This is a genomic window from Microbacterium sp. NRRL B-14842 (assembly GCF_050470785.1).
On the sequence record NZ_JBFLUM010000001.1, the window covers coordinates 1,201,328 to 1,222,524 of the forward strand.

The 21,197-nt window shown below is 70.0% G+C and carries 20 protein-coding genes; 13 read left to right on the forward strand and 7 right to left on the reverse strand.

Annotated elements, in window-relative coordinates:
* Nucleotides 1-51 precede the first annotated feature (51 nt).
* A complete protein-coding gene (locus AB1285_RS06030; RefSeq protein WP_187661634.1) occupies nucleotides 52-957 on the forward strand; it encodes a heme o synthase in 906 nt (301 codons plus the stop codon).
* On the opposite strand, the gene AB1285_RS06035 is transcribed toward AB1285_RS06030, so the two are convergent.
* Nucleotides 903-1,388: a hypothetical protein gene (locus tag AB1285_RS06035; RefSeq protein WP_292793709.1), complete on the reverse strand. Its 486-nt coding sequence runs from the start codon at nucleotides 1,386-1,388 to the stop codon at nucleotides 903-905. The genes AB1285_RS06030 and AB1285_RS06035 overlap by 55 nt on opposite strands.
* Nucleotides 1,389-1,456: 68 nt before the next feature.
* On the reverse strand, nucleotides 1,457-2,578 hold the full coding sequence (locus AB1285_RS06040) for a COX15/CtaA family protein (protein ID WP_292793707.1): 1,122 nt from the start codon (nucleotides 2,576-2,578) through the stop codon (nucleotides 1,457-1,459).
* 231 nt (nucleotides 2,579-2,809) lie between these two features.
* Here AB1285_RS06040 and sufB point away from each other — a divergent pair, with 231 nt between their 5' ends.
* The 7 genes from sufB to AB1285_RS06075 all read left to right on the forward strand — a co-directional run bounded on the left by sufB (nucleotide 2,810) and on the right by AB1285_RS06075 (nucleotide 9,486).
* Complete coding sequence (gene sufB, locus AB1285_RS06045; protein WP_136052486.1) at nucleotides 2,810-4,228, forward strand: Fe-S cluster assembly protein SufB; 1,419 nt, start codon at nucleotides 2,810-2,812, stop codon at nucleotides 4,226-4,228.
* Complete coding sequence (gene sufD, locus AB1285_RS06050) at nucleotides 4,229-5,434, forward strand: Fe-S cluster assembly protein SufD (protein WP_370428907.1); 1,206 nt, start codon at nucleotides 4,229-4,231, stop codon at nucleotides 5,432-5,434. It begins immediately after the preceding gene.
* Nucleotides 5,431-5,757, forward strand: a complete 327-nt coding sequence (locus AB1285_RS06055) for a non-heme iron oxygenase ferredoxin subunit (protein WP_025103649.1) — start codon at nucleotides 5,431-5,433, stop codon at nucleotides 5,755-5,757. Before sufD ends, AB1285_RS06055 begins: the two co-directional genes overlap by 4 nt.
* A 3-nt stretch (nucleotides 5,758-5,760) precedes the next feature.
* Nucleotides 5,761-6,531, forward strand: coding sequence for a Fe-S cluster assembly ATPase SufC (gene sufC / locus AB1285_RS06060; RefSeq protein WP_025103648.1), 771 nt, complete (start codon nucleotides 5,761-5,763; stop codon nucleotides 6,529-6,531).
* Between the two features lie 9 nt (nucleotides 6,532-6,540).
* Nucleotides 6,541-6,870, forward strand: a complete 330-nt coding sequence (locus AB1285_RS06065) for a metal-sulfur cluster assembly factor (RefSeq protein WP_017202280.1) — start codon at nucleotides 6,541-6,543, stop codon at nucleotides 6,868-6,870.
* Nucleotides 6,871-6,964: 94 nt separating this feature from the next.
* Nucleotides 6,965-8,119, forward strand: coding sequence for a MalY/PatB family protein (locus tag AB1285_RS06070; protein ID WP_370428906.1), 1,155 nt, complete (start codon nucleotides 6,965-6,967; stop codon nucleotides 8,117-8,119).
* Nucleotides 8,116-9,486 (forward strand): MFS transporter, encoded by a 1,371-nt coding sequence (locus AB1285_RS06075; protein ID WP_370428905.1) that lies wholly within the window; start codon nucleotides 8,116-8,118, stop codon nucleotides 9,484-9,486. The genes AB1285_RS06070 and AB1285_RS06075 overlap by 4 nt, the downstream gene beginning before the upstream one ends.
* Here the strand turns inward: AB1285_RS06075 and AB1285_RS06080 are convergent.
* The gene (locus AB1285_RS06080; protein WP_370428904.1) at nucleotides 9,449-10,033 is read right to left on the reverse strand and encodes a TetR family transcriptional regulator; all 585 of its coding nucleotides are present in this window, start codon (nucleotides 10,031-10,033) and stop codon (nucleotides 9,449-9,451) included. The two genes, AB1285_RS06075 and AB1285_RS06080, sit on opposite strands and share 38 nt — an antisense overlap.
* A 50-nt stretch (nucleotides 10,034-10,083) precedes the next feature.
* Between AB1285_RS06080 and AB1285_RS06085 the strand changes: the two genes are divergently transcribed.
* Entirely contained in the window at nucleotides 10,084-10,800 is a 717-nt protein-coding gene (locus AB1285_RS06085; protein ID WP_370428903.1) for an energy-coupling factor ABC transporter ATP-binding protein, read from the forward strand.
* A complete protein-coding gene (locus AB1285_RS06090; protein ID WP_370428902.1) occupies nucleotides 10,797-11,390 on the forward strand; it encodes a CbiQ family ECF transporter T component in 594 nt (197 codons plus the stop codon). Before AB1285_RS06085 ends, AB1285_RS06090 begins: the two co-directional genes overlap by 4 nt.
* A gap of 3 nt (nucleotides 11,391-11,393) precedes the next feature.
* On the opposite strand, the gene AB1285_RS06095 is transcribed toward AB1285_RS06090, so the two are convergent.
* The 4 genes from AB1285_RS06095 to AB1285_RS06110 form a co-directional block, all read right to left on the reverse strand.
* A complete protein-coding gene (locus AB1285_RS06095) occupies nucleotides 11,394-12,704 on the reverse strand; it encodes an acyltransferase family protein (RefSeq protein ID WP_429977425.1) in 1,311 nt (436 codons plus the stop codon).
* 96 nt (nucleotides 12,705-12,800) lie between these two features.
* Complete coding sequence (locus AB1285_RS06100) at nucleotides 12,801-13,472, reverse strand: response regulator (RefSeq protein ID WP_062634324.1); 672 nt, start codon at nucleotides 13,470-13,472, stop codon at nucleotides 12,801-12,803.
* Nucleotides 13,469-14,737, reverse strand: coding sequence for a sensor histidine kinase (locus AB1285_RS06105; RefSeq protein WP_370428900.1), 1,269 nt, complete (start codon nucleotides 14,735-14,737; stop codon nucleotides 13,469-13,471). The genes AB1285_RS06100 and AB1285_RS06105 overlap by 4 nt, the downstream gene beginning before the upstream one ends.
* Before the next feature lie 5 nt (nucleotides 14,738-14,742).
* Nucleotides 14,743-15,396, reverse strand: a complete 654-nt coding sequence (locus tag AB1285_RS06110; RefSeq protein ID WP_232089031.1) for a DedA family protein — start codon at nucleotides 15,394-15,396, stop codon at nucleotides 14,743-14,745.
* A 128-nt stretch (nucleotides 15,397-15,524) separates the two neighbouring features.
* On the opposite strand from AB1285_RS06110, the gene AB1285_RS06115 reads away from it, so the two are divergent.
* The 3 genes from AB1285_RS06115 to AB1285_RS06125 all read left to right on the forward strand — a co-directional run bounded on the left by AB1285_RS06115 (nucleotide 15,525) and on the right by AB1285_RS06125 (nucleotide 21,185).
* Nucleotides 15,525-17,123, forward strand: a complete 1,599-nt coding sequence (locus AB1285_RS06115; protein WP_210677646.1) for an ABC-F family ATP-binding cassette domain-containing protein — start codon at nucleotides 15,525-15,527, stop codon at nucleotides 17,121-17,123.
* A gap of 22 nt (nucleotides 17,124-17,145) precedes the next feature.
* The gene (locus tag AB1285_RS06120) at nucleotides 17,146-17,748 is read left to right on the forward strand and encodes a pyridoxine/pyridoxamine 5'-phosphate oxidase (RefSeq protein WP_292793678.1); all 603 of its coding nucleotides are present in this window, start codon (nucleotides 17,146-17,148) and stop codon (nucleotides 17,746-17,748) included.
* Nucleotides 17,749-18,038: 290 nt separating this feature from the next.
* Nucleotides 18,039-21,185 carry an InlB B-repeat-containing protein gene (locus AB1285_RS06125; protein WP_370428899.1) on the forward strand — a complete coding sequence of 1,049 codons (3,147 nt, stop codon included), beginning with the start codon at nucleotides 18,039-18,041 and terminating at the stop codon, nucleotides 21,183-21,185.
* Nucleotides 21,186-21,197 lie beyond the last annotated feature (12 nt).

The following is a 21,197-nucleotide window of genomic DNA, read 5'->3' on the forward strand; positions in this document are numbered from 1 at the left end:
TGGAGAGGTTGTCCGGTAACGCGCGCGGAGGAGGCGATCGAGATCTCGACGATGTCTGATCAGACCGTACGGAAGTCGTCCATCGGTCGCACGGTGAGCGCCTACGTCACTCTGACGAAGCCCCGAGTCCTCGAACTCCTCCTCGTCTCGACCGTTCCGGTCATGTTCCTCGCGCAGGGTGGGCTGCCCGATCTCTGGCTGGTCCTCGCGACCGTCATCGGCGGGTCCATGAGCGCCGGTTCCGCCGGCGCGTTCAACATGTACCTCGATCGCGACATCGACGCGCACATGCACCGTACGGAGAACCGCCCGCTCGTGACCGGCGAGGTCAGCCCGCGCGGTGCCCTGATCTTCTCGTGGACGCTCGCGATCGTGTCGACCGTGTGGCTCTGGTTCACCACGAACTGGCTCACGGCGGTCCTGTCGGCCTCCGCGATCTTCTTCTACGTCGTGATCTACACGATGATCCTCAAGCGCCGTACCGAGCAGAACATCATCTGGGGCGGCATCGCGGGCTGCTTCCCGGTCCTCATCGGCTGGTCCGCCGTCACCGGATCGCTCGACTGGCCCGCCTTCATCCTGTTCCTGCTCGTCTTCCTCTGGACGCCGCCGCACTACTGGCCGCTGTCGATGAAGTACAAGGACGACTACGACGACGTCGACGTGCCCATGCTCGGCGTCACCCGTAACGCGTCGCAGGTCGGCCTGCAGGTCATCCTGTACGCGTGGGCCACGGTCGCCTGCTCGCTGCTGCTCGTGCCGATCGCCGGCATGGGCCTCGTCTACACCGTCTCCGCCCTGGTCTTCGGCGGCTGGTTCATCTACGAATCGCACCGCCTGTACAACCAGGCGGTGCGGGGGACCGAGGCGCGGCCGATGCGGGTCTTCCACGCCTCGATCACTTACCTGACGCTGCTGTTCGTCGCCGTGGCGATCGACCCGCTGCTGCCCTTCTGATCCTCGTCGGCCTGGGGCTCCGCGGACGCCGGCTCCGCATCGACCTGCGGCTCTGCGAACTCTGCGGCGGCGGTCGGGAGAGCGGGCTCCTCGCGCGGGTCTGAGACCGTCTCGGCCGTCTCGTCCTGGATGATCGGCGCCTCCTGCTCGACGATCGGCGCGGCGGCGACGGGGGTGGCGACCAGCGTGCGCGCGGCGACGAGGCCGAGCGACAGGAGCAGGCCCACCAGGCCCGCGCCGAGGACGACGGCGCCGACGACGACGAGCGACTGACCGACGTACACCTCGACACCGGTGGCGGTGCCGTCCATCAGGGTCGTGGTCATCGTGCCGACCTGTCCGGCGATCATCCAGCCGCCGACCCCGACCGCGGCGAGGGAGACGACGATGAGGAGCCAGAACCCGGCGCTGCGGGTGAGTGTCTTGTTCATGTCGACCACGATGGTCGATGCGGTGATGAGCGCCCGGTGCGCGCGCTATGGATCGTCTGTGCGGCAGGTCAGTCGGCAGGGGCGGGTACGACGGACGCGGTGCGCTTGAGGTGCAGCACGACGACGGTGTAAGTCGCGGCGGAGAGCGATGCCAGGACCATGTGGATGCCCACGAGCACGGGCGGAAGCCCTTCTCGCGCCTGCCAGACGCCGACGGCGACCTGCACGAGGATCGCGATGACGAGCACGAGCAGCCACCGGCGGGGCTCGAGACGAAGGACCCAGGCCGCCACCGTCAGGAAGAGCACGAGCGCGGCGAGGATGTAACCCGGCCAGGAGTGGACATGGGCGAGGACCGTGGCGTCGAAGCCGCGGCGCAGCACGTCGGCGTCGCCGGAGTGCGGGCCCGATCCGGTCGTCAGCACGCCGAACAGGATGGTCACGGCCAGGGCGAGGCCGGTGATGTGCGTCACGATCGCGAACCAGGTGGGGACGGCCCGTTCGCGCGGTCCTTCCGGAGTCGCCAGCCGCACGAGGAACGCGGCGGTGATGCAGACGAGCAGGAGCGACGACGTGTAGTGGAACCCGACGATGAAGGGGTTCAGGCCCGTGAGCACGGTGATGCCGCCGACCAAGGCCTGCGCGACGACGCCGATCAGCACGAGCCAGGCGAGGAGGACGAGGTCCCGCCGGGCGGGCGTCGTGCGGACCGAGTGGACCGCGGCCGCGATCACCGCGATCAGGAGCACGGCGGAGGCGACGGGGAACGCCGGGAAGTCGGTGAGCGAGACCAGGGCGAAGGCGACCGCCGCCCCGGCGAGACCGCCGACAGCGAACCACAGGGCGTTGATGAGCGCCCGGCGGCCGCTGATGGTGTGCAGGACGAGCAGGACGACGGCGATCGCGATGATCCCGACGACGCCGGTCATCAGCCGGTTGCCGAACTCGATCATCCCGTGGATGCCCTGCACCTCGACGATCGGGACGAGCGACTCGGGTGTGCACAGCGGCCACTCGGTGCAGCCGAGGCCGGAGCCCGTCAGACGCACCGCACCGCCGGTGCCGATGATGATCGTCTCGCTGAGGAACGACAGCCAGGCGAAGACGGTGAGCGCGCGACCCCATACGGCGGAGCGGGGGGAGGGGGTCGCCCGCGTCGTCGAAGCGGTGGGGATGGTCGTCTCGGGCATAAGTCCTCCGGCCCGTCGAAGACGTGGCGCACGGCCCGTCCGTCAGGCGGAACCTGTAGAATCGGATTGTTGCGATGAGCGCTGACAGCGCTGAAGCATCGTCAACAGTTTAGGCGCGATGGAAGCGCCCGTGATGAGGGCCCACCAACGGCACCCGCTCCCGCAGACTCGACGGGGATCAGGTGTGTCGGGGCGGATGACACCGTTTGGGACCTGTGAGGAGAGTGTTGCATGTCGGATGTGCTGATCGACCGCCCGGAGCTCGATGGTCTGGGGGTGTACGAATTCGGCTGGCACGATGAGGATGCCGCGGGTGCCGTCGCCAAACGCGGGATCTCCGAAGAGGTCGTCCGCGGGATCTCGGCCCTCAAGAACGAGCCGGAGTGGATGCTGAAGACCCGCCTCAAGGGCTATCAGCTCTTCGGCCGCAAGCCGATGCCGACGTGGGGCGCCGACCTCAGCGACATCGACTTCGACAACATCAAGTACTTCGTCCGCTCCACCGAGAAGCAGGCGCAGAGCTGGGAAGACCTCCCCGAGGAGATCCGCGAGACGTACGAGCGCCTGGGCATCCCCGAGGCCGAGCGTCAGCGTCTCGTCGCCGGCGTCGCCGCGCAGTACGAGTCCGAGGTCGTGTACCACCAGATCCGCGAGGACCTGGAGCAGCAGGGCGTCATCTTCATGGACACCGACACGGCGCTCCGCGAGCACCCCGAGTTCTTCGAGGAGTACTTCGGCACCGTCATCCCGGCGGGCGACAACAAGTTCGCCGCGCTGAACACCGCCGTCTGGTCGGGCGGATCGTTCGTCTACGTCCCCAAGGGCGTGCACGTCGAGATCCCGCTGCAGGCCTACTTCCGCATCAACACCGAGAACATGGGCCAGTTCGAGCGGACCCTCATCATCGCCGACGAGGACAGCTACGTCCACTACATCGAGGGCTGCACGGCCCCGATCTACAAGTCGGACTCCCTGCACTCGGCCGTCGTCGAGATCATCGTGAAGAAGAACGCCCGCGTGCGCTACACGACGATCCAGAACTGGTCGAACAACGTCTACAACCTGGTCACCAAGCGCGCCGTGGCGCACGAGGGCGCGACCATGGAGTGGGTCGACGGAAACATCGGCTCCAAGGTGACGATGAAGTACCCGTCGATCTACCTGATGGGCGAGCACGCCAAGGGCGAGACCCTCTCCGTCGCGTTCGCCGGTCCCGGCCAGCACCAGGACGCCGGCGCGAAGATGATCCACATGGCGCCGTACACGCAGTCGTCGATCGTCTCGAAGTCGATCGCGCGTGGCGGTGGCCGTGCCGGCTACCGCGGCGAGGTCCGTGTCGACGCCGCCGCCCACCACTCCGCGAACACCGTCCGCTGCGACGCGCTGCTCGTGGACACGAAGTCGCGCTCCGACACCTACCCGGCGATCGACATCCGTGTCGACGACGTGCAGCTCGGGCACGAGGCCACGGTCTCGAAGGTCAGCGAGGAGCAGCTCTTCTACCTGCAGTCCCGCGGCATGCCCGAGGACGAGGCGATGGCGATGATCGTGCGCGGCTTCATCGAGCCGATCGCGCGCGAGCTGCCCATGGAGTACGCGATGGAACTGAACAAGCTCATCGAGATGGGCATGGAAGGATCGGTCGGCTAAATGGCGGCCTCGACGACAGCGCCCAGCGAGGCGCAGCACACGAACGCGCACATCGACCCGGCCGCCCAGGTGGCGGACGCGGGATTCGTCCCGGTGCAGACCCGCTCCGAGCGCCCGCACTCGTTCGACCCGGACGACTTCGGCACGCCGACCGGTCGCGAGGTGAACTGGAAGCACACGCCGGTGGCCGCGCTCACGCCGCTGTTCCGCACCGCGGAGGGCGAGGAGGGCGTGCAGTACTCCTTCACGTCCGGCGAGCAGTACGTCGCCGCACCGCTCACGGCGGGAACCGCTCCGCGCGGCGAGGTCTTCCTCGCCGAGGACATCACCGCCGCCGTCGCGTGGCAGGGCGCCTCCGAGGCGCTGCACATCCGAATCCCGCGCGAGGAGGAGGTCGCGGCGCCGATCTTCGTGTCGCTCACGGGCACCGGAGCCGACCGCCGGGCGGATGCCCACATCGTGATCGAGGCCCTCGAGCACAGCTCCGCCACGGTGGTGCTGCAGCACAAGGGCTCGGCGCAGTACGCCCAGAACGTCGAGATCATCGTCCGTGACGGGGCGAAGCTCACGGTCGTCTCCGTGCAGCAGTGGGACGATGACGCCGTGCACGCGGCCGCCCACCAGGCGCGAGTCGCGGCCGACGCCACCCTCAAGCACTTCGTCGTGAGCTTCGGCGGCGGCGTGGTGCGCGTGAACCCGAGCGTCGAGCTCGCCGGTGCCGGCTCCGAGGGCTACCTGTACGGGCTGTCCTACGCCGACTCCGGCCAGCACCTGGAGAGCCAGGTGTACCTGCATCACAAGGGCCCGCACACGACCGGCGACGTGCTCTACAAGGGCGCGCTGCAGGGCGAGAGCGCCCACAGCGTGTGGATCGGCGACGTGCTGATCGGTGCGGATGCCACCGGCACCGACTCGTACGAGGCCAACCGCAACCTGGTGCTCACGGAGGGCGCGCGCGCCGACTCCATCCCGAACCTCGAGATCGAGACGGGCGACATCGTCGGCGCCGGGCATGCGAGTGCCACCGGCCGCTTCGACGACGAGCAGCTCTTCTATCTCCAGGCTCGCGGCATCCCGGAGGACGAGGCCCGCCGCCTGGTGGTTCTCGGCTTCCTCACCGACATCGTGCTGCGCCTCGGCATCCCCGACCTGGAGTCGGAGCTGCTGGCCGCCATCGAGGCCGAGCTCGCCGAGGTGAACGGGTGACCGCGCAGCGCGTCTGCGGCGTCTCCGAGCTGGAGCAGGACACGCCGCTGCGCGTCGAGCCGGACGGTGTGCCGATCACGGTCATCAAGGACGGCGAGGGCGTCATCCACGCCATCGGCGACACCTGCACCCACGGCGACATCTCGCTGTCCGAGGGCTTCGTGGAAGGCGACACGGTGGAGTGCTGGGCTCATGGCTCGGCGTTCTCCCTGATCACCGGCAAGCCCCAGAATCTCCCCGCATATGAGCCCGTTCCGGTCTACGTCGTCGAGATCGACGGCGACGACGTGCTCATCGATCCCGCTGTGACGAAGGAAGTCTGAAGAATGTCTGTTCTCGAGATCCGCGACCTGCATGTGACGGTCGAGACCGAGGCGGGGACCACCCCGATCCTCAACGGAATCACCCTCACCATGAACACCGGTGAGACCCACGCCATCATGGGCCCCAACGGCTCCGGCAAGTCCACCCTGGCCTACACGATCGCCGGCCACCCGAAGTACACGGTCACCTCTGGCTCCATCACCTTCGACGGTGAGGACGTCCTGGCGATGAGCGTCGACGAGCGCGCCCGCGCCGGCCTGTTCCTCGCCATGCAGTACCCGGTCGAGATCCCCGGCGTGACCGTGACGAACTTCCTGCGCACCGCGAAGACCGCGCTCGACGGCGAGGCGCCCTCGATCCGGCAGTGGACCAAGGACGTCAAGGAGTCCATGGCCAACCTCCGCATGGACCCGAAGTTCGCGCAGCGCAACGTCAACGAGGGCTTCTCGGGTGGCGAGAAGAAGCGCCACGAGATCCTCCAGCTCGAGGTGCTCAAGCCGAAGTTCGCCGTGCTCGACGAGACCGACTCCGGCCTCGACGTGGACGCGCTGAAGATCGTCTCCGAGGGTGTCAACCGCGCGAAGGAGTCCACCGGTCTCGGTGTGCTGCTCATCACGCACTACACCCGGATCCTCCGCTACATCCGCCCGGACTACGTCCACGTGGTCGTCGCGGGCAAGATCGTCGAGGAGGGCGGACCCGAGCTCGCCGACCGTCTGGAGAACGAGGGCTACGACCGGTTCCTCGACCCCTCCGCTCCCATCGAGGCGTAGGCTGATCGCATGACAGCGACCCTGACGGACGAGAAGTACGACGCGGTCACCGAGGCCCTCAAGGACGTGATGGATCCTGAGCTCGGGATCAACGTCGTCGACCTCGGGCTCATCTACGACCTCGCCTGGGATGACGAGAACGACGCTCTCGTCATCCACATGACGCTGACCAGTGCGGGCTGCCCGCTCACGGACGTCCTCGAAGACCAGACGGCGCAGGCCCTGGACAACGTCGTGGACCGCTTCCGCATCAACTGGGTGTGGATGCCGCCGTGGGGACCCGAGCGGATCACGGACGACGGACGCGACATGATGCGTGCGCTCGGCTTCGCGATCTGAGCGTTCCGGTCACCTGACCACCAGACGAAGCGGGCGTGCCGGGCACGCCCGCTTCGACGTCTCCGCATCGGCGCGGAGAGAAATCGGAGGACGAATGCTGTCGGTCAAGGCCCTGCCGCTGTCGGAGCTGCGCGAGCGCACCAGCGAGAAGTGGCGGGAGTATCCCGAGGACGTGCTGCCCCTCTTCGTCGCGGAGATGGACTTCCCGCTCGCTCCGCCCATCACCGCCGCTCTGCAGCGGGCGCTGGACCTCGGGGACACCGGGTACATCGCCTCGCGGACACCGCTCGCGGAGGCCTACGCGGGTTTCGCGGAGCGCCGCTTCGGCTGGCGTCCCGACCCCGCACGGATGCGCAGCACGGCGGACGTGAGCATGGGCATCGTCGAGATCCTCCGCCGCGTCACGCAGCCGGGGGAGCGCGTCGTCGTGACGCCTCCGGTCTACCCGCCCTTCTACGACCTCGTCGCCGAGGCGGGAGCCGAGGTGCAGCGGGTGCCGCTGCGCGACACGGGGACGCGGTGGGAGCTCGACCTCGACGGGATCCGCGCCGCGTTCGAGGACGGCGCGACGGCCATCCTCCTCTGCAACCCGCACAACCCCACGGGCACCGTGCACGATCGGGAGACGCTGGCCGCGCTGGCTGACCTGGCCGAGGAGTTCGGCGCGACGGTCGTCTCGGACGAGATCCATGCACCGCTCGCGCAGCCCGACGCGGGCTTCACGCCCTTCCTCGCCACGAGCGACGCGGCAGCCCGGGTCGGCTATGCCGTCGTCAGCGCGAGCAAGGCGTTCAATCTCGCGGGACTGAAGTGCGCGCTCATGGTGACCGCCGCGGAAGAGACGTCCGCGGTCGTTCGCGACCTGCCGGTCGAGGTGGAGTGGCGGACGGGACAGTTCGGTCTGCTCGCGGCCGTCGCCGCATTCTCGGAGGAGAGCGACGCCTGGCTCGACGGCCTCCTGCGCACCCTCGACGAGAACCGCGTGCTGCTGGAAGATCTCCTCGCCCGTCACCTGCCCGCCGCCCGCTACCGCATTCCGGACGCGGGGTACCTCGCGTGGATCGACCTCTCGGTACTCGGCTGGGGCGACAATCCCGCCCGGCAGATCCTCCGCGAGGCGAAGGTCGCGCTGCACTTCGGCCCGGCCTTCGGGGAGGAAGGGGCCGGACACGTGCGGCTCAACTTCGGCACCAGCCCCGAGATCCTCACCGAGGCGATCGAGCGCATCGCCGCGCTCGTCGAGCGATGACGGCTGCGGAGCCGACCGCCACGATCTGGGACCGCAGCCGGGTCTGGGTGACTCTGGGCGCTGTCGCCCTGATCTTCCTCGCCGCGATCGAGGCCCTCGCGGTGACGACGGTCATGCCGATCGTCAGCGATGCCCTGGACGGCCAGTCGCTGTACGCCGTCGCCTTCGCGGGCACGCTCGCGACCAGCGTGTTCGGGATGGTCGCGGCCGGTTCCTGGTCGGACGCGCGCGGTCCGCGCGGCGCGCTGTACGCCGCCGTCACCCTCTTCATCCTCGGCCTGCTGATCTCCGGGTTCGCGGCGACGATGCCCCAGTTCCTGATCGGACGACTGGTTCAGGGGCTCGGTGCCGGTGGCCAGACCGTCGCTCTGTACGTCGTCGTCGCGCGGCTGTATCCGCCGTACCTGCACGGGCGGGTGTTCGCGGCATTCGCGGCCGCCTGGGTGGTGCCGTCGATGATCGGGCCCTTCCTCGCGGGAGCGGTGGCGGAGTACCTCGATTGGCGATGGGCGTTCCTGGGCGTGGCGGTGCTGACCGCGATCGCGTTCTCCATGGTCGCGATCCGCTTGCGCGGTGTCGACCTCGGCCGCGGGGAGCCGCAGGACCGGCGGGCGCTGCTCACGCGCCTCTCGCTCGCCGTCGTCGTCGCGGTGCTCGCGGTGGTGATCGGACTGTCCGCCGAGCTCGATCCGGTGATCGGCTGGCCGGTCGCGCTGGGAGCCGTGCTCGCGATCGGTGTCGCCGTGCTGCCCCTTCTGCCGCGACGCACGCTGCGCGCCGGCGCCGGCCTTCCCAGTGTCGTGCTCATGCGCGGCGTGGCGGCCGGCGCGTTCTTCGCCGCGGAGGCCTACATCCCGTACCTGCTCATGCGGAAGTTCGACTTCTCCGCCACCTGGGCCGGGGTCGCCCTCATGCTGGCCGCCTTCGCGTGGGCCGGTGCGTCCGCCGCGCAGGGTCGCTACGGTGAGCGACTGGGCAACCACCGCATCACGGCTCTCAGCCTGGGAGCGTTGCTCGTGGCGATGCTCTGCGTGCTGGCCGCCGCGGCGTTCGACGCCTCCCCGATCTTCGTGATCGTCGGGTGGGCGTTCGCCGGGGGCGGCATGGGGCTGCTGTACCCGCGGCTCACCGTGCTGACCCTCGCCTACTCGGATGAGACGAACCAGGGATTCAACTCCTCGGCGCTCTCGATCTCGGACGCGACGGGTTCGGCGGTCGCGATCGCGCTGGCGGGGCTCGCCGTCGCCACTCTGGGGGGCCGGGCGGATGCGTTCGCGGTCGTGTTCGTCCTCGGCGTCGGGCTGGTGCTGCTCGCGGTGATCCCCGGGCTCAGGCTCGGGCACGCCGCGGAGTCTTCGGTGCGCTGAGCTCACCGGCGAGGGCGATCACACCGAGGTCGAACACCCGGTCCAGACCCGCCGTCACGTCGACCTCGCTGGAGGACGGGAGGGCGCCGTGACTGTCGGCGTGCATCCGCTGCTGGACGAGGGTCGCATGACCGAGCACGAAATGCAGGATCGCGGCGCCGCGGTCCTCGGCGTCCTGAGCTCCCTCCGCGCGGAGGGCCGCGACCAGAGCCTCGCGGGCGTGGGCCGAGCCCAGCTGGAGCGCGTACGTGCTGAGCACGAGCTCCGCGCCGTCCCGGTAGGCGAAGAGGGCGTCGCGGAGCGCGCGGGCAGTCGCGAGGACCCCGCCGTCTCCGGCGGGAACCCCGGCGGTGATCCGGTCGGCGAGGTCGGCGAGGAGCTCCTGCTTGTTCGCCACGTGCCAGTAGAGAGCGCTGGGCTGCACGTCGAGCCGAGCCGCGATGCGGCGCATGGAGAGGTCGGCCAGCCCCACCTCGTCGAGGAGGGAGAGGGCCGTCCGCGAGACGCTGTCCCGGTCGTGACGGGCGGGATTCGTCTCGGGACTCATGCCCCCACTATAGTGAACGGCGTTCAGGTGAACGGTGTTCAGGAGGATGAATGCGCAGGCGGAAGCCGGGGACGACCGCGACGCTCGCGGAGCCGGGAACGGTGCGTCTCGACGGCGTGGGCGTGACGGTCGACGGCCGCGTTCTGCTCGACGACGTGACGCTGGAACTCACCGCGCCGCGCATCGCCGTGATCGGTGCGAACGGCTCCGGGAAGTCGACGTTCGCCCGATTGCTGAACGGCCTCATGACGCCGACCACGGGAACGGTCACCGTCCACGGCCTCGACGCGCTCCGAGAGCGGACCGCCGTCCGCCGCCGGGTGGGCTTCGTCTTCACCGATCCGGATGCCCAGATCCTGATGCCGACCCCAGCCGAGGATCTCGCGCTGTCCCTCCGAGGGCGGCCCCGTGGGGACATCGCCGCCCGCGTGCAGGAGACGCTGGATCGGCACGGTCTCGGCGCCCACGCCGACATCCCGGCGTCGTCGCTCTCGGGAGGCCAGAAGCAGATGCTGGCCCTCGCTGCGGTGCTCCTCTCCGAGCCGGCACTGATCGTGGCGGACGAACCGACCACGCTCCTCGACCTGCGCAACGCGCGGCGGATCGGAGACCTCCTCCTGGCGCAGGACGCGCAGGTGCTCATCGTCACCCACGATCTCGAGCTCGCCGCGCGTTGCGACACGGCCGTCCTCTTCGACGGCGGGCGCGTCGTCGAGCAGGGAGATCCCGAGGCGGTCATCGCGCGCTATCGCCGGTTGTGCGCGTGATCCCGTCCCGGCCGCTCGTACCGGGGCTCCTGTCGAGGGTGCCGGTCGGACCGAAGCTGGCGGGCCTCGCCCTCGCGGCGCTCGCGATGACCCTGTTCCCGCACGGGCCGGTCAGCATCGCCGTCTGCCTCGCGGCCGTGTTCGCGCTCTACCCGATCGGAGGTGTGCCGCTCTCCGCCGCCCTGATCGAGCTGTGGCGGCTGCGTGCGGTCCTGCTCGTGCTCGCGATCGCCCTCGCCGTCTTCGTGTCTCCCGTGGCCGCCTGGATGAGCACCGGGCGGGTCGCCGCATTGCTGCTGCTCGCCGCGCTCCTCACCCTGACCACGCGCATGTCCGACCTCCTGGAGGTGCTGCAGCGCCTCCTGCGGCCGCTGCGCCGTGTCGGGGTGGACCCCGAGGCGGTGTCGATGGCGGTGTCGCTCACCCTGACGATGGTGCCCGTCGTCGCGGGCTTCGCACAGCGGGTGCGCGATGCGGAGCGCGCCCGCGGTGTGCGACTGGGTGTGCGTGGCGTGGTGCCCCTGCTCGTCATGACGCTCCGCCACGCGGACCAGGTCGGTGATGCCCTCGCCGCCCGCGGGGTCGGCTGACGGTCACGCCACGACGGCGGGGGCGGGGACGGCGCTCCCGGAGCGGCCGGCGAGCCGCAGCGCAGCCACGAGCAGCAGCACGGCGAGCGCCGCAGTGGAGACCGTCGTACCGAGGACGAGGAGCAGCACCACCCCCGTGAGTCCCACGGCGGTCCCCAGCACCAGGCGGCGGCGCGAGTCCGTCGCCGTCGGCGAGGGGTGGTTCTCGAAGCGATCGACGCGCACGGCGACCAGGGCGGTGAGGACGAGTGCCGTCACCAGCCACAGCGGGCGGGCTGCCCACCACTCCACGCTGTCGAGTGCGGGCAGGCTGAGCCCCCCGACGATCGCTGCCAGCGCTGTCGCTCCGGCCATCACCAACAGCACCGGCATGTGCCAGAGGTAGATGGTCATCGTGCGCCGGGTCACGAACGCGGTGAACGCGGCCACCGGGGTGTGCCGGCTGAAGCGTCCGATCCGGTCGCGGTACAGGGAGAACAGGGTCGTGTGGATGAGCCCGACCAGCAGGAGGGCGGCTGTCGGCGGGTTGATGTTGGCGATGAGGTCGGGGGAGTACACGCCCCCGAGGAAGAGTGCGACGAGGAGCCCGAGGGAGCCGGTGCCGATCGCCACGCGGACTCCGGGCCGCAGTGCATCCACGCGTCCGTCGGCGAGGAAGAACCCGAGCTGCTGCATCGTCAGCCAGACGAAGGCGAGGTTGAGGAAACCCAGGGCGTCGTTCCCGGTCGTGGCGCGCAGCACGTCGACCGCGACGGCCGCAGCGGCGAGGAGACCGATGGTCCGCAGCGGCGCGCGGTCGTGCAGCGCGACGAAGGCGGGGAGGAGGGCCTGGCACAGCAGGAAGACCCCGAGGAACCACAGGGGCTGCCCGTACCGGAAACCCGCGACCGCGATGAGATCCGGGGAGACCCCGACGACGGTGAGCACGGCGAGAGCGATGCCGACCGCGGCGATGGTGAACAGGGCCGGGCGCAGGAGCCGGTGCACCCGACCGGCCACGAAGGCGGTGGCGCTCCCGCCGCGGTCGCGGAGGCGGCGGTAGGCGAGGAGTCCGGAGAACCCTCCGATCACGAAGAAGAGCGGCATCACCTGCAGCAGCCAGCTCAGCGGCGCGATCCAGCCCGTGCCGTCGCTCGCGTTCTCGAACACCGGCCCGGACTCGGACACCGTGACCCCCACCATGACGGCGTGCAGCAGGACGACGCCGAGCACGCACAGTGCCCGGACGACGTCGATGCCGGTGTCGCGGTGGCCGGTGGGGGCGGATACGGCGGGGGCGGGGGTGCTGAGGCGTGGAGCCGCGGCGATGACCATGAGTCCTCCTGGGAACGGTGTCCTCGGAGGCTATGGACGCGGTGGTCGGCACGACATCACCCCGTGGTGCCGTCCTGACCCCTACGCAGGGGTGACTCAGGCGGAGGGTTCGACCAGACCGGTGTCGTAGGCGAGGATGACGGCGTGCACGCGGTCGCGGAGACCGAGTTTCGCGAGCACTTTGCCGACGTGGGTCTTCACGGTCTGCTCGGCGATGAACAGGTCGCCCGCGATCTCCGTGTTGGAGCGGCCCTTGCCGATGAGGACGAGCACCTCGCGCTCCCGGTCGGTGAGATCGGCGAGGGCGGTCGCTGACCTGCGTGATGCCGGCCGCCGTCCGGCGAACTGTTCGATCATCCGCCGCGTCACGCTCGGGGCGAGGAGCGCATCGCCCCCCGCCACCACGCGGACGGCATGCACGAGCTCCTCCGGGAGGGCGTCCTTGAGGAGGAAGCCGCTGGCGCCGGCGGCGAGGGCGTCGTAGACGTAGTCGTCGATGTCGAACGTGGTGAGCATGAGGATCCGCGGCACGTGCGCGGCCGGGTACGACGGGCCCAGGATGCGCCGGGTGGCCTCGATGCCGTCGAGCTCCGGCATGCGGACGTCCATGAGGATGACGTCGGGGTCGAGCCGCGCGGCGAGCGTGACGGCTTCTGCGCCGTCCGCGGCCTGACCCACCACGCGGATGCCCTCATGGGCGTCCAGCAGGGCGGCGAAGCCGGCGCGGACCATCGCCTGATCGTCGGCGATGAGCACGCTGATCGTCACGAGTTCTCCTTGTCTTCCGCCGGGGCGGTCGGGGCGGCCGCTGATGCCGCGGGGGACAGGGGCAGGGTGGCGTCGACCGTCCAGCCCCCGTCGTCGGACGGGCCGGCCGCGAGGCTCCCGCCCAGCAGCTCTGCGCGCTCGCGCATTCCCCGGAGGCCGTAGCCCCCGGTGGGGTTCTCGACCGGCTGCGGGGGTGCCGCGTTGCGCACCCGGACGTGCAGTCTGCCGGCATCGGCGTGAAGGCGGACGGTGACCCGTGCTCCGGGGGCATGGCGGACGGCGTTGCTCAGTGCCTCCTGCACGATGCGGAAGGCGGCGATCTGCACACCGGGTCCGGCGGCCGAGGCCGCCTCGATCCCCTCCAGCACGAGACCGACCTCCACGCCGGCGCGTCGGATGGTGTCGACGAGGGCCGGCACGTCGTCCAGTCCCTGCTGCGGTGCGAGCTCGGCATGCTGGTCCTCCGTGCGGAGCACCCCCAGCATGCGCCGCATCTCGGTGAGCGAGGAGCGAGCGGTGGCGGCGATGTCGTCGAACTCGGCCGCCGCGTCGGCATCGAGGTCCGCGATCCGGTAGCGTGCGGTCGACGCCTGCACCTGGATCACCGACATGCTGTGCGCCACGACGTCGTGCAGCTCCCTGGCGATACGGGTGCGCTCCTCCACGAGGGCGCGCCGCGACTCCTCCAGGGCGCTGTGCTCCTTCTCCCTGGTCAGCTCGGCCGCCACCCGCACGCGGCCGGCGACGAGGACGGCGATGAGGAACATCGCGGCGGCGACCGAGGTCGTCACGATCAGGTTGGCGGTGACGCTCCCGGAGCTCGCCGGTGTCGCGACCATGTCCGGCCGCAGCAGGGGCGCCGTCAGGGAGGTGAGTGCGCCGATCACGAGGGTGAGGGCGCCGAGTCGGGCTCCCTGCACGAAGGACATCACGCCCACGAAGAGGACGAACGCGAGCAGTGCCGGTACCGACCACGGCCACGGGGACTGGATCGCCCGCGCCGGCTCGACGAGGAGAGGGAGCAGGAAGGCGCCGGCGGCGAACACGACGATCGCGGTCCGCGGACGGGAGGGGACGAGCAGGGGAGGCCCGCACACGGCGGCACCGAGCAGGAAAGACAGCGGCAGCGGCGTGCCCGAGAGCACCGTCTGGAGCGGGACGAGGAGCGCGTACAGCACGACGACCGCCGTGGTCAGCGCCACGAGGGCGCCGGTGCGACGGCTGATCCGTGACGGGCGCGGGGTGCGCTCTCGGCGGCGTGCCATGCGTCTCATCCTGCCAGGTGCGGGACCGCCGTACGGCGGCGGCGGAGCGCGGCGATCCGGTCGATGACGATGCCGACGATCAGGGCGATGACGACGCCGATGGCGGCGCTGAGCACGGGCTGGTCGTGCAGCCAGGCACCGGCGAGCAACCCGATCGCGAGGCTGAACACGCTCCAGCTGACACCGGCGATGAGGCTCAGCGGGAGGAACCGCCGCCAGGGGAACCCGAGCGCTCCGGCGGACATGTTCACGGCCACGCGACCGATCGGGATGTATCGCGCGCCGAGGATCAGCGTCGCGCTGCGGCGGTCGAGAGCATGCTGCGCGTAGGCGAACGCGGCGGCGACGCGAGGGCGGCGCATCCACGCGAACCTCGTGGTGCCGAGCCGGCGACCGATGAGGAACGCGATGTTGTCGCCGATCGCGGCGCCCAGGGCGGCGACCGCCCCGAGCAGCAGGATGTTGCCGTCGCCGGTGGACGCGGCGACGGCCGCCGCGGCGACGAGGACCGTCTCGCTCGGGACCGGAGGGAAGAACCCGTCGATCACGGTCACCGCGAAGAGCACCGCGTACAGCCACGGGGAGGCGATCGCCTGCAGGATGAGGTCGTTGAGGATGTCCACTCCAGCACCGTAGGCAGCGGGTGCGGGGCGGGTCATCACTCCCCGGTATCGCCTCGGTCACCCTGCAGAGGGATCTTGTCGGCGATCAGCGCCGTCGCAGCGGCATATACTGGGAGGCTGGCCGCTCGGCCATCACCCTCCTCCCGAACGAACGGACGTCCGCTGTGCTTGCCGTGCACGACCTCGAGATCCGCGTTGGCGCGCGCCTGCTGATGGAGAACGTCTCGTTCCGTGTGTCCGACGGCGACAAGATCGGCCTCGTCGGACGCAACGGTGCGGGCAAGACGACACTCACCAAGGTGCTCGCCGGCGACGTGCTGCCCTCCGGTGGTACCGTCACCCGCTCCGGCGAACTCGGCTACCTGCCGCAGGACCCGCGTTCGGGCAACCCGGAGGATCTCGCCCGTACCCGCATCCTCGACGCCCGCGGCCTCGGCCAGCTCAACCTCGGCATGACCGAGGCCTCGCTCGCGATGGGCTCGGACGACCCCGCGGTCGCGGCGAAGGCGATGAAGCGCTACGGGGCGCTCACCGAGAAGTTCGAGGCGCAGGGCGGTTACGCGGCCGAGGCCGAGGCGGCGTCGATCGCGCACAACCTCTCGCTGCCGGACCGCATCCTCGACCAGCCGCTGTCGACCCTCTCCGGTGGACAGCGCCGTCGTATCGAGCTCGCGCGCATCCTCTTCTCCGACGCCCAGACGATGATCCTCGACGAGCCGACCAACCACCTCGACGCGGACAGCGTCGTGTGGCTGCGTGAGTTCCTCAAGAACTACAAGGGCGGGTTGATCGTCATCAGCCACGACGTCGAGCTCGTCGGCGAGACCGTCAACCGCGTCTTCTACCTCGACGCCAACCGCCAGGTCATCGACATCTACAACATGAACTGGAAGAACTACCTGCGTCAGCGCGCCGCGGATGAGGAGCGCCGCAAGAAGGAGCGGGCCAACGCGGAGAAGAAGGCGACCACTCTCCAGCAGCAGGCGGCGCGCTTCGGAGCCAAGGCGTCCAAGGCGGCGGCCGCGCACCAGATGCTCGCCCGCGCGGAGAAGCTCCTGTCGGGCCTGGAAGACGTGCGTCAGGAGGACCGCGTCGCGAAGCTGCGGTTCCCGAAGCCGGCGCCCTGTGGCAAGACCCCGCTCATGGCGTCCGGACTGTCGAAGTCGTACGGCTCGCTGGAGATCTTCACCGACGTCGACCTCGCGATCGACCGTGGCTCCAAGGTCGTCGTGCTCGGACTCAACGGTGCGGGAAAGACGACGTTGCTGCGCATGCTCGCGGGCGTCGACCAGCCGGACACCGGCCAGCTCGAGCCCGGCCACGGCCTCAAGGTCGGGTACTACGCGCAGGAGCACGAGAACCTCGACGTCAGCCGCTCGGTGCTGGAGAACATGGTGTCGGCGGCCCCGCACATCACCGAGACTGAGGCGCGCAAGGTCCTCGGCTCGTTCCTGTTCACCGGCGACGACGTCCTCAAGCCGGCCGGCGTGCTCTCCGGTGGAGAGAAGACGCGACTGTCGTTGGCGACCCTCGTCGTGTCGTCCGCGAACCTGTTGCTGCTCGACGAGCCCACGAACAACCTCGACCCGGCCTCGCGCGAGGAGATCCTCGGGGCTCTGGCCCACTACGAGGGTGCCGTGGTGCTCGTGTCGCACGATCCCGGCGCGGTGCAGTCGCTGAACCCGGAGCGGGTCCTCATCCTGCCCGACGGCGTCGAGGACATCTGGAGCCAGGAGTACCAGGACCTCATCGAGCTCGCGTAGCCGGTCGTGGCATAGTCGGAGGATGGCCGAGCAGTCGATCCTTCCTCCCTCGGAGCTCGCGGTATGGTTGCGCGCGCAGCCGGCCCTCACCGGCACGGCTCCACCGCTGCGCCTCGCTGACCTCCCCGACGATCCGGTGCCGCTCTTCCGCGACTGGCTCCGTACGGCGGCCGCAGACGGCGTTCCGGAACCGCACGCCGCGACCCTCGCGACCGTCGACGCGGACGGCCTGCCGGACGCGCGCACGCTGATCCTCAAGGATGTGGACGCGCGTGGCTGGGCGTTCGCCGGAGCACGGTCCTCACGGAAGGCCACGCAGCTCGAGGCGCGTCCGGCCGCGGCCCTGAATCTGTGGTGGCAGCCGCAACGACGCGCGGTGCGGGTGCGGGGAACCGTGGAGGAGGCGTCCCCGGCGGAGAGCGACGCCGACCTCGCTGCCCGCTCCGACGACGCACGCGCCGGTCTCCATCCGGGGGACTGGGTGCTGTGGCGTGTCGTGCCGACGCGAGTCGAGTTCTGGCAGGGCTCCCCGGATCGAAACCACACCCGGATCGTCTACCGCCGCGTCGAGGGCCGATGGCAGCACACCGCCACCGGCGCCGATCCCAGCTCCAGCGATCGATAACGCTCCGCCCCATCACTCGGACGGCACGTTTTCGACCCCGCACCGTCGTCTCGCGCGGGATCGAAAACGCGCCTCCGGTTGCTTACGAACGCCCGTTTTCGATCCCGTAGCCGCGGGGGACACCCGTGCGGGATCGGAAAGGTGCCTGGAAGCGTGCGGGGAGGAGCGTTTTCGAGCTTCGCCGGGGGAGAGGGGGCGGGGTGAGGGCGGGGGTGAGAGGGGCTGGAACCGGGGGGAACGGAGTGGCACACTGTAGCGATCTGCTCGTCGGAGGGGGACGACACATGCGCATGGCACGACGACGGGCTCTCGCGGCCACGCTGGCAGTCCTCCTCGGAGTCGGGGGCGCCGTCGTCACGGCGGCTCCGGCTCTCGCGGCCGCCCCGGTCGGCGGGCCGACGACCCCGGGCATCTGGGGGTATCACACCGTCACATTCGAGTCCCTCGGCAGCACCGTGGCCGAGGTCGCCGTCGTCTCCGGAGGGCTGGCGCCTCGGCAGCCGGCGCCCACCTCCCAGGAGGGGCCGTTCGACGGCTGGGTCACGGGACCTGCCGGCGCCGAGGAGCCGTTCCGGTTCGAGAGCACCGTCATCACGACGGACCTCGTTGTCCGGGCGACGTTCGCCGACACGCGGATCGTGCAGTTCCTCTCCGGTCCCGCGGGAGAGGACGCCGAGCGCATCATCGATGCCGACGAGGTGCGAGACGGCGAGCCGTTGGGGGAGATCGCACCGGATGTCGCCCAGGTCCCGGACGGACAGGTGTTCACGGGGGAGTGGTACCGGGAGGACGACCCGACCCGGACGCCCTACGATTTCGCTGCTCCTGTCACGGAGAACTTCCGGCTGGTGCCGATCCTCGTCTCCGGATTCGCGGTGTCGTTCGTGACGGACGGCACTTCCGTGGCCCCCGAGTTCGTCGTCGAGCCCGATACGACCTTCACCGCGGCGGATCTCGCGGCCATCCCGGCGCCGACGAGGACCGGATACACGTTCACCCAGTGGTGGGCGGATGCCGCGCGCACGCAACCCGTCGACCTCCCGCTGACGGATACCGCGACGCTCTACGCCGGCTGGCAGGGGGAGGACGTCGAGTACCACGTCAGCTACTGGCTCGAGAAGCCGAACGTGGTCCCGGAGTCCTACCCGGCGCCGGTGTTCACGGCCGCGGGAGCGACGCCGCCCGCGTGGACCGACGCGGACGGGAGGCTCAGCGACGCGCAGTTGGCGGACCCGGCGAACTTCCTCTTCCTCGACGACATCGCGTCGACAGCGACCGCGGGTTCCACCGTCGGGGGCCCGACCGTGAAGGACGACCTCCCGACGCCCATCAAGGAGCTCGTGCGCGCGCAGCTCGACCCCGCCGTCGTGCAGTCGGATCCGCTGACATTCGCCGACCTGGCGGTGAGCCAACAGGATGTCACTGTGCAGGGAGACGGATCGACGGTGGTGAACGTCTACCTGACGCGGTCGCTGTGGCGGACGGACTTCCGACTCATCGCCCCGGGAAGCTCGGCGAACGTGCCCGCGGCGTGCGCCGCGGCAGGCACCTACGACATCACCATGGACGTCGGCGGCGCCACGTACTTCGCCTCGACGGTGTCCGGTGGCGCGCAGCTCCTCGGCACGTTCTCTGTCCGGGAGAAGATCGGCTTCGACATGCAGGCGGCGGGGGTCGCGCCGGTCCCGTTGTCGCAGACGGACGGCTCCGGCCTGATCACCGCCTACGACGCGGGGACCGAGAACCAGAGCTGCGTCCTCCGCGGCTGGGGGCCGCAGCAGTTCACCCCTCTGATCTTCACCGCGGTCTACACCGGTGCCGGGGCGGACACCGGTTCCGTCGATCTCGCGAACCGCACGACGACGATGACCGGGAAGATGGCTGCCGCGCGCACCCAGAACCTCACGCAACGATTCGAGTACGCGGAAGAGCTGGACCAGGGGCAGCCCGCTCCGGACGCCGTGCTCGGGCCGGACGGCGTACCGAACGATCCGTTGCGGGTGGAGACGCTGTACGCCAACAACAAGACCGCTGTCCGTGCCTCCGTGCCCTCCGGCCATCAGGTCTTCGGTCAGTACCGCAGCGCGTGGTACTGGGCCTCGAACGGCGATCGGCAGGTCGCCAGCGTCATCGACGGCTTCACGTCGTACGTGGGCTATGGCGCGGGGACGAACACGCAGGGCAACTACTTCCAGCTCGACCAGGCGTCGGGTCATCTGTATCAGCTCAACAACAGCGGGAACGTCAACGACCGGTACCGCTACCAGTTCTACAGCCGCAACACCTACACGCTCAGCTTCGTGACCGGAGGGGGCACAGCCATCCCCGCCGTCACAGGCATCCCCTTCGAGACCGCGCTCGAGCCCTCGGCACCCGCCGACCCGACCCGTGGTCGCGATGTCTTCCTCGGCTGGTACACCGACTCCCAGTTCAACGCGCCGTTCACGTTCGACGGAGCGACGATGCCCGCCAGCAACCTCGTGCTCTACGCGCGGTGGCTGACGGATCCGCACACCGTCCGGTTCTACGACCACCCGTCCAGCCCGGAGCCCATCGACGATCTGACGCAGACGGTGGAGGACCAGGGGATGGCGACCACTCCGGATCCGTTGCCCCCGCTACCGGACGGCCAGACGTTCCTCGGCTGGTACCAGCGGACGACAGCAGGCTTCTTCGTACCGTATGACTTCGACACGCCGGTCGGCGCCGACCTCGATCTCTACGCCCGGTGGCAGCAGCCGGAGGCCGCTCCCTTCACCCTCCGCTACGACGGGGACGGCAACACCGGCGGCACCGTACCGACGGATCCTCTCGGCTACGACGCCGGATCGAGTGCGATCGTCGTGGACGGAGCGGGGCTGACCCGGGACGACGATGTCTTCGTCGGCTGGCGCATCGCGACGATCGCGGTGGCGCGCATCATCACGAGCCCCGTAGCGGCCGACGGACTCTTCCAGGCCGGACGCACGGTGCGCTTCGCCGGACGGGACATCACGCTCACCGCCGTGTACGCCGATCCGTCTCCCTCGTTCGCCGTGACCTTCCGTGAGAACGGCGGGGCCGACGGCACCGTCGCCTGGGAAGGGCCTCCGGAGGCGTCGATCACCTATCCCGGAGCATTCGACCTGCTCTTCAGAGGGCCCGGGACCACGTTCCTCGGATGGTCGACGTCCGCGGACGCGACGGTCGGCGATCCGGCGTTCGACCGGCTCAGCATCTCTGCGCTCACCGGCGACCTCGTCCTCTACGCCGTCTGGGAGGATACCCCCGCGCCGCCGTCGCCGACGCCGCCCTCGAACGGCTCCGGAACGGAGCCCGGTGGCGGTCATCTTCCCCGCACCGGAGGGGACCCGTGGGGCACGTTGCTCCTCGGGGCCCTCCTGTTCGCCACGGGGATCGTGGCGATGACGGCCCGGCGCCGGGGGCATCGGGGCTGACAACGCAGGCGA

Coding starts and splice junctions, on each gene's coding strand:
- AB1285_RS06030 (WP_187661634.1), top strand. CDS start 52: ATGTCTGATCAGACCGTACGGAAGTCGTCCATCGGTCGCACGGTGAGC.
- AB1285_RS06035 (WP_292793709.1), bottom strand. CDS start 1,388: ATGAACAAGACACTCACCCGCAGCGCCGGGTTCTGGCTCCTCATCGTC.
- AB1285_RS06040 (WP_292793707.1), bottom strand. CDS start 2,578: ATGCCCGAGACGACCATCCCCACCGCTTCGACGACGCGGGCGACCCCC.
- sufB (WP_136052486.1), top strand. CDS start 2,810: ATGTCGGATGTGCTGATCGACCGCCCGGAGCTCGATGGTCTGGGGGTG.
- sufD (WP_370428907.1), top strand. CDS start 4,229: ATGGCGGCCTCGACGACAGCGCCCAGCGAGGCGCAGCACACGAACGCG.
- sufC (WP_025103648.1), top strand. CDS start 5,761: ATGTCTGTTCTCGAGATCCGCGACCTGCATGTGACGGTCGAGACCGAG.
- AB1285_RS06065 (WP_017202280.1), top strand. CDS start 6,541: ATGACAGCGACCCTGACGGACGAGAAGTACGACGCGGTCACCGAGGCC.
- AB1285_RS06070 (WP_370428906.1), top strand. CDS start 6,965: ATGCTGTCGGTCAAGGCCCTGCCGCTGTCGGAGCTGCGCGAGCGCACC.
- AB1285_RS06075 (WP_370428905.1), top strand. CDS start 8,116: ATGACGGCTGCGGAGCCGACCGCCACGATCTGGGACCGCAGCCGGGTC.
- AB1285_RS06080 (WP_370428904.1), bottom strand. CDS start 10,033: ATGAGTCCCGAGACGAATCCCGCCCGTCACGACCGGGACAGCGTCTCG.
- AB1285_RS06085 (WP_370428903.1), top strand. CDS start 10,084: ATGCGCAGGCGGAAGCCGGGGACGACCGCGACGCTCGCGGAGCCGGGA.
- AB1285_RS06095 (WP_429977425.1), bottom strand. CDS start 12,704: ATGGTCATCGCCGCGGCTCCACGCCTCAGCACCCCCGCCCCCGCCGTA.
- AB1285_RS06105 (WP_370428900.1), bottom strand. CDS start 14,737: ATGGCACGCCGCCGAGAGCGCACCCCGCGCCCGTCACGGATCAGCCGT.
- AB1285_RS06110 (WP_232089031.1), bottom strand. CDS start 15,396: ATGACCCGCCCCGCACCCGCTGCCTACGGTGCTGGAGTGGACATCCTC.
- AB1285_RS06120 (WP_292793678.1), top strand. CDS start 17,146: ATGGCCGAGCAGTCGATCCTTCCTCCCTCGGAGCTCGCGGTATGGTTG.
- AB1285_RS06125 (WP_370428899.1), top strand. CDS start 18,039: ATGGCACGACGACGGGCTCTCGCGGCCACGCTGGCAGTCCTCCTCGGA.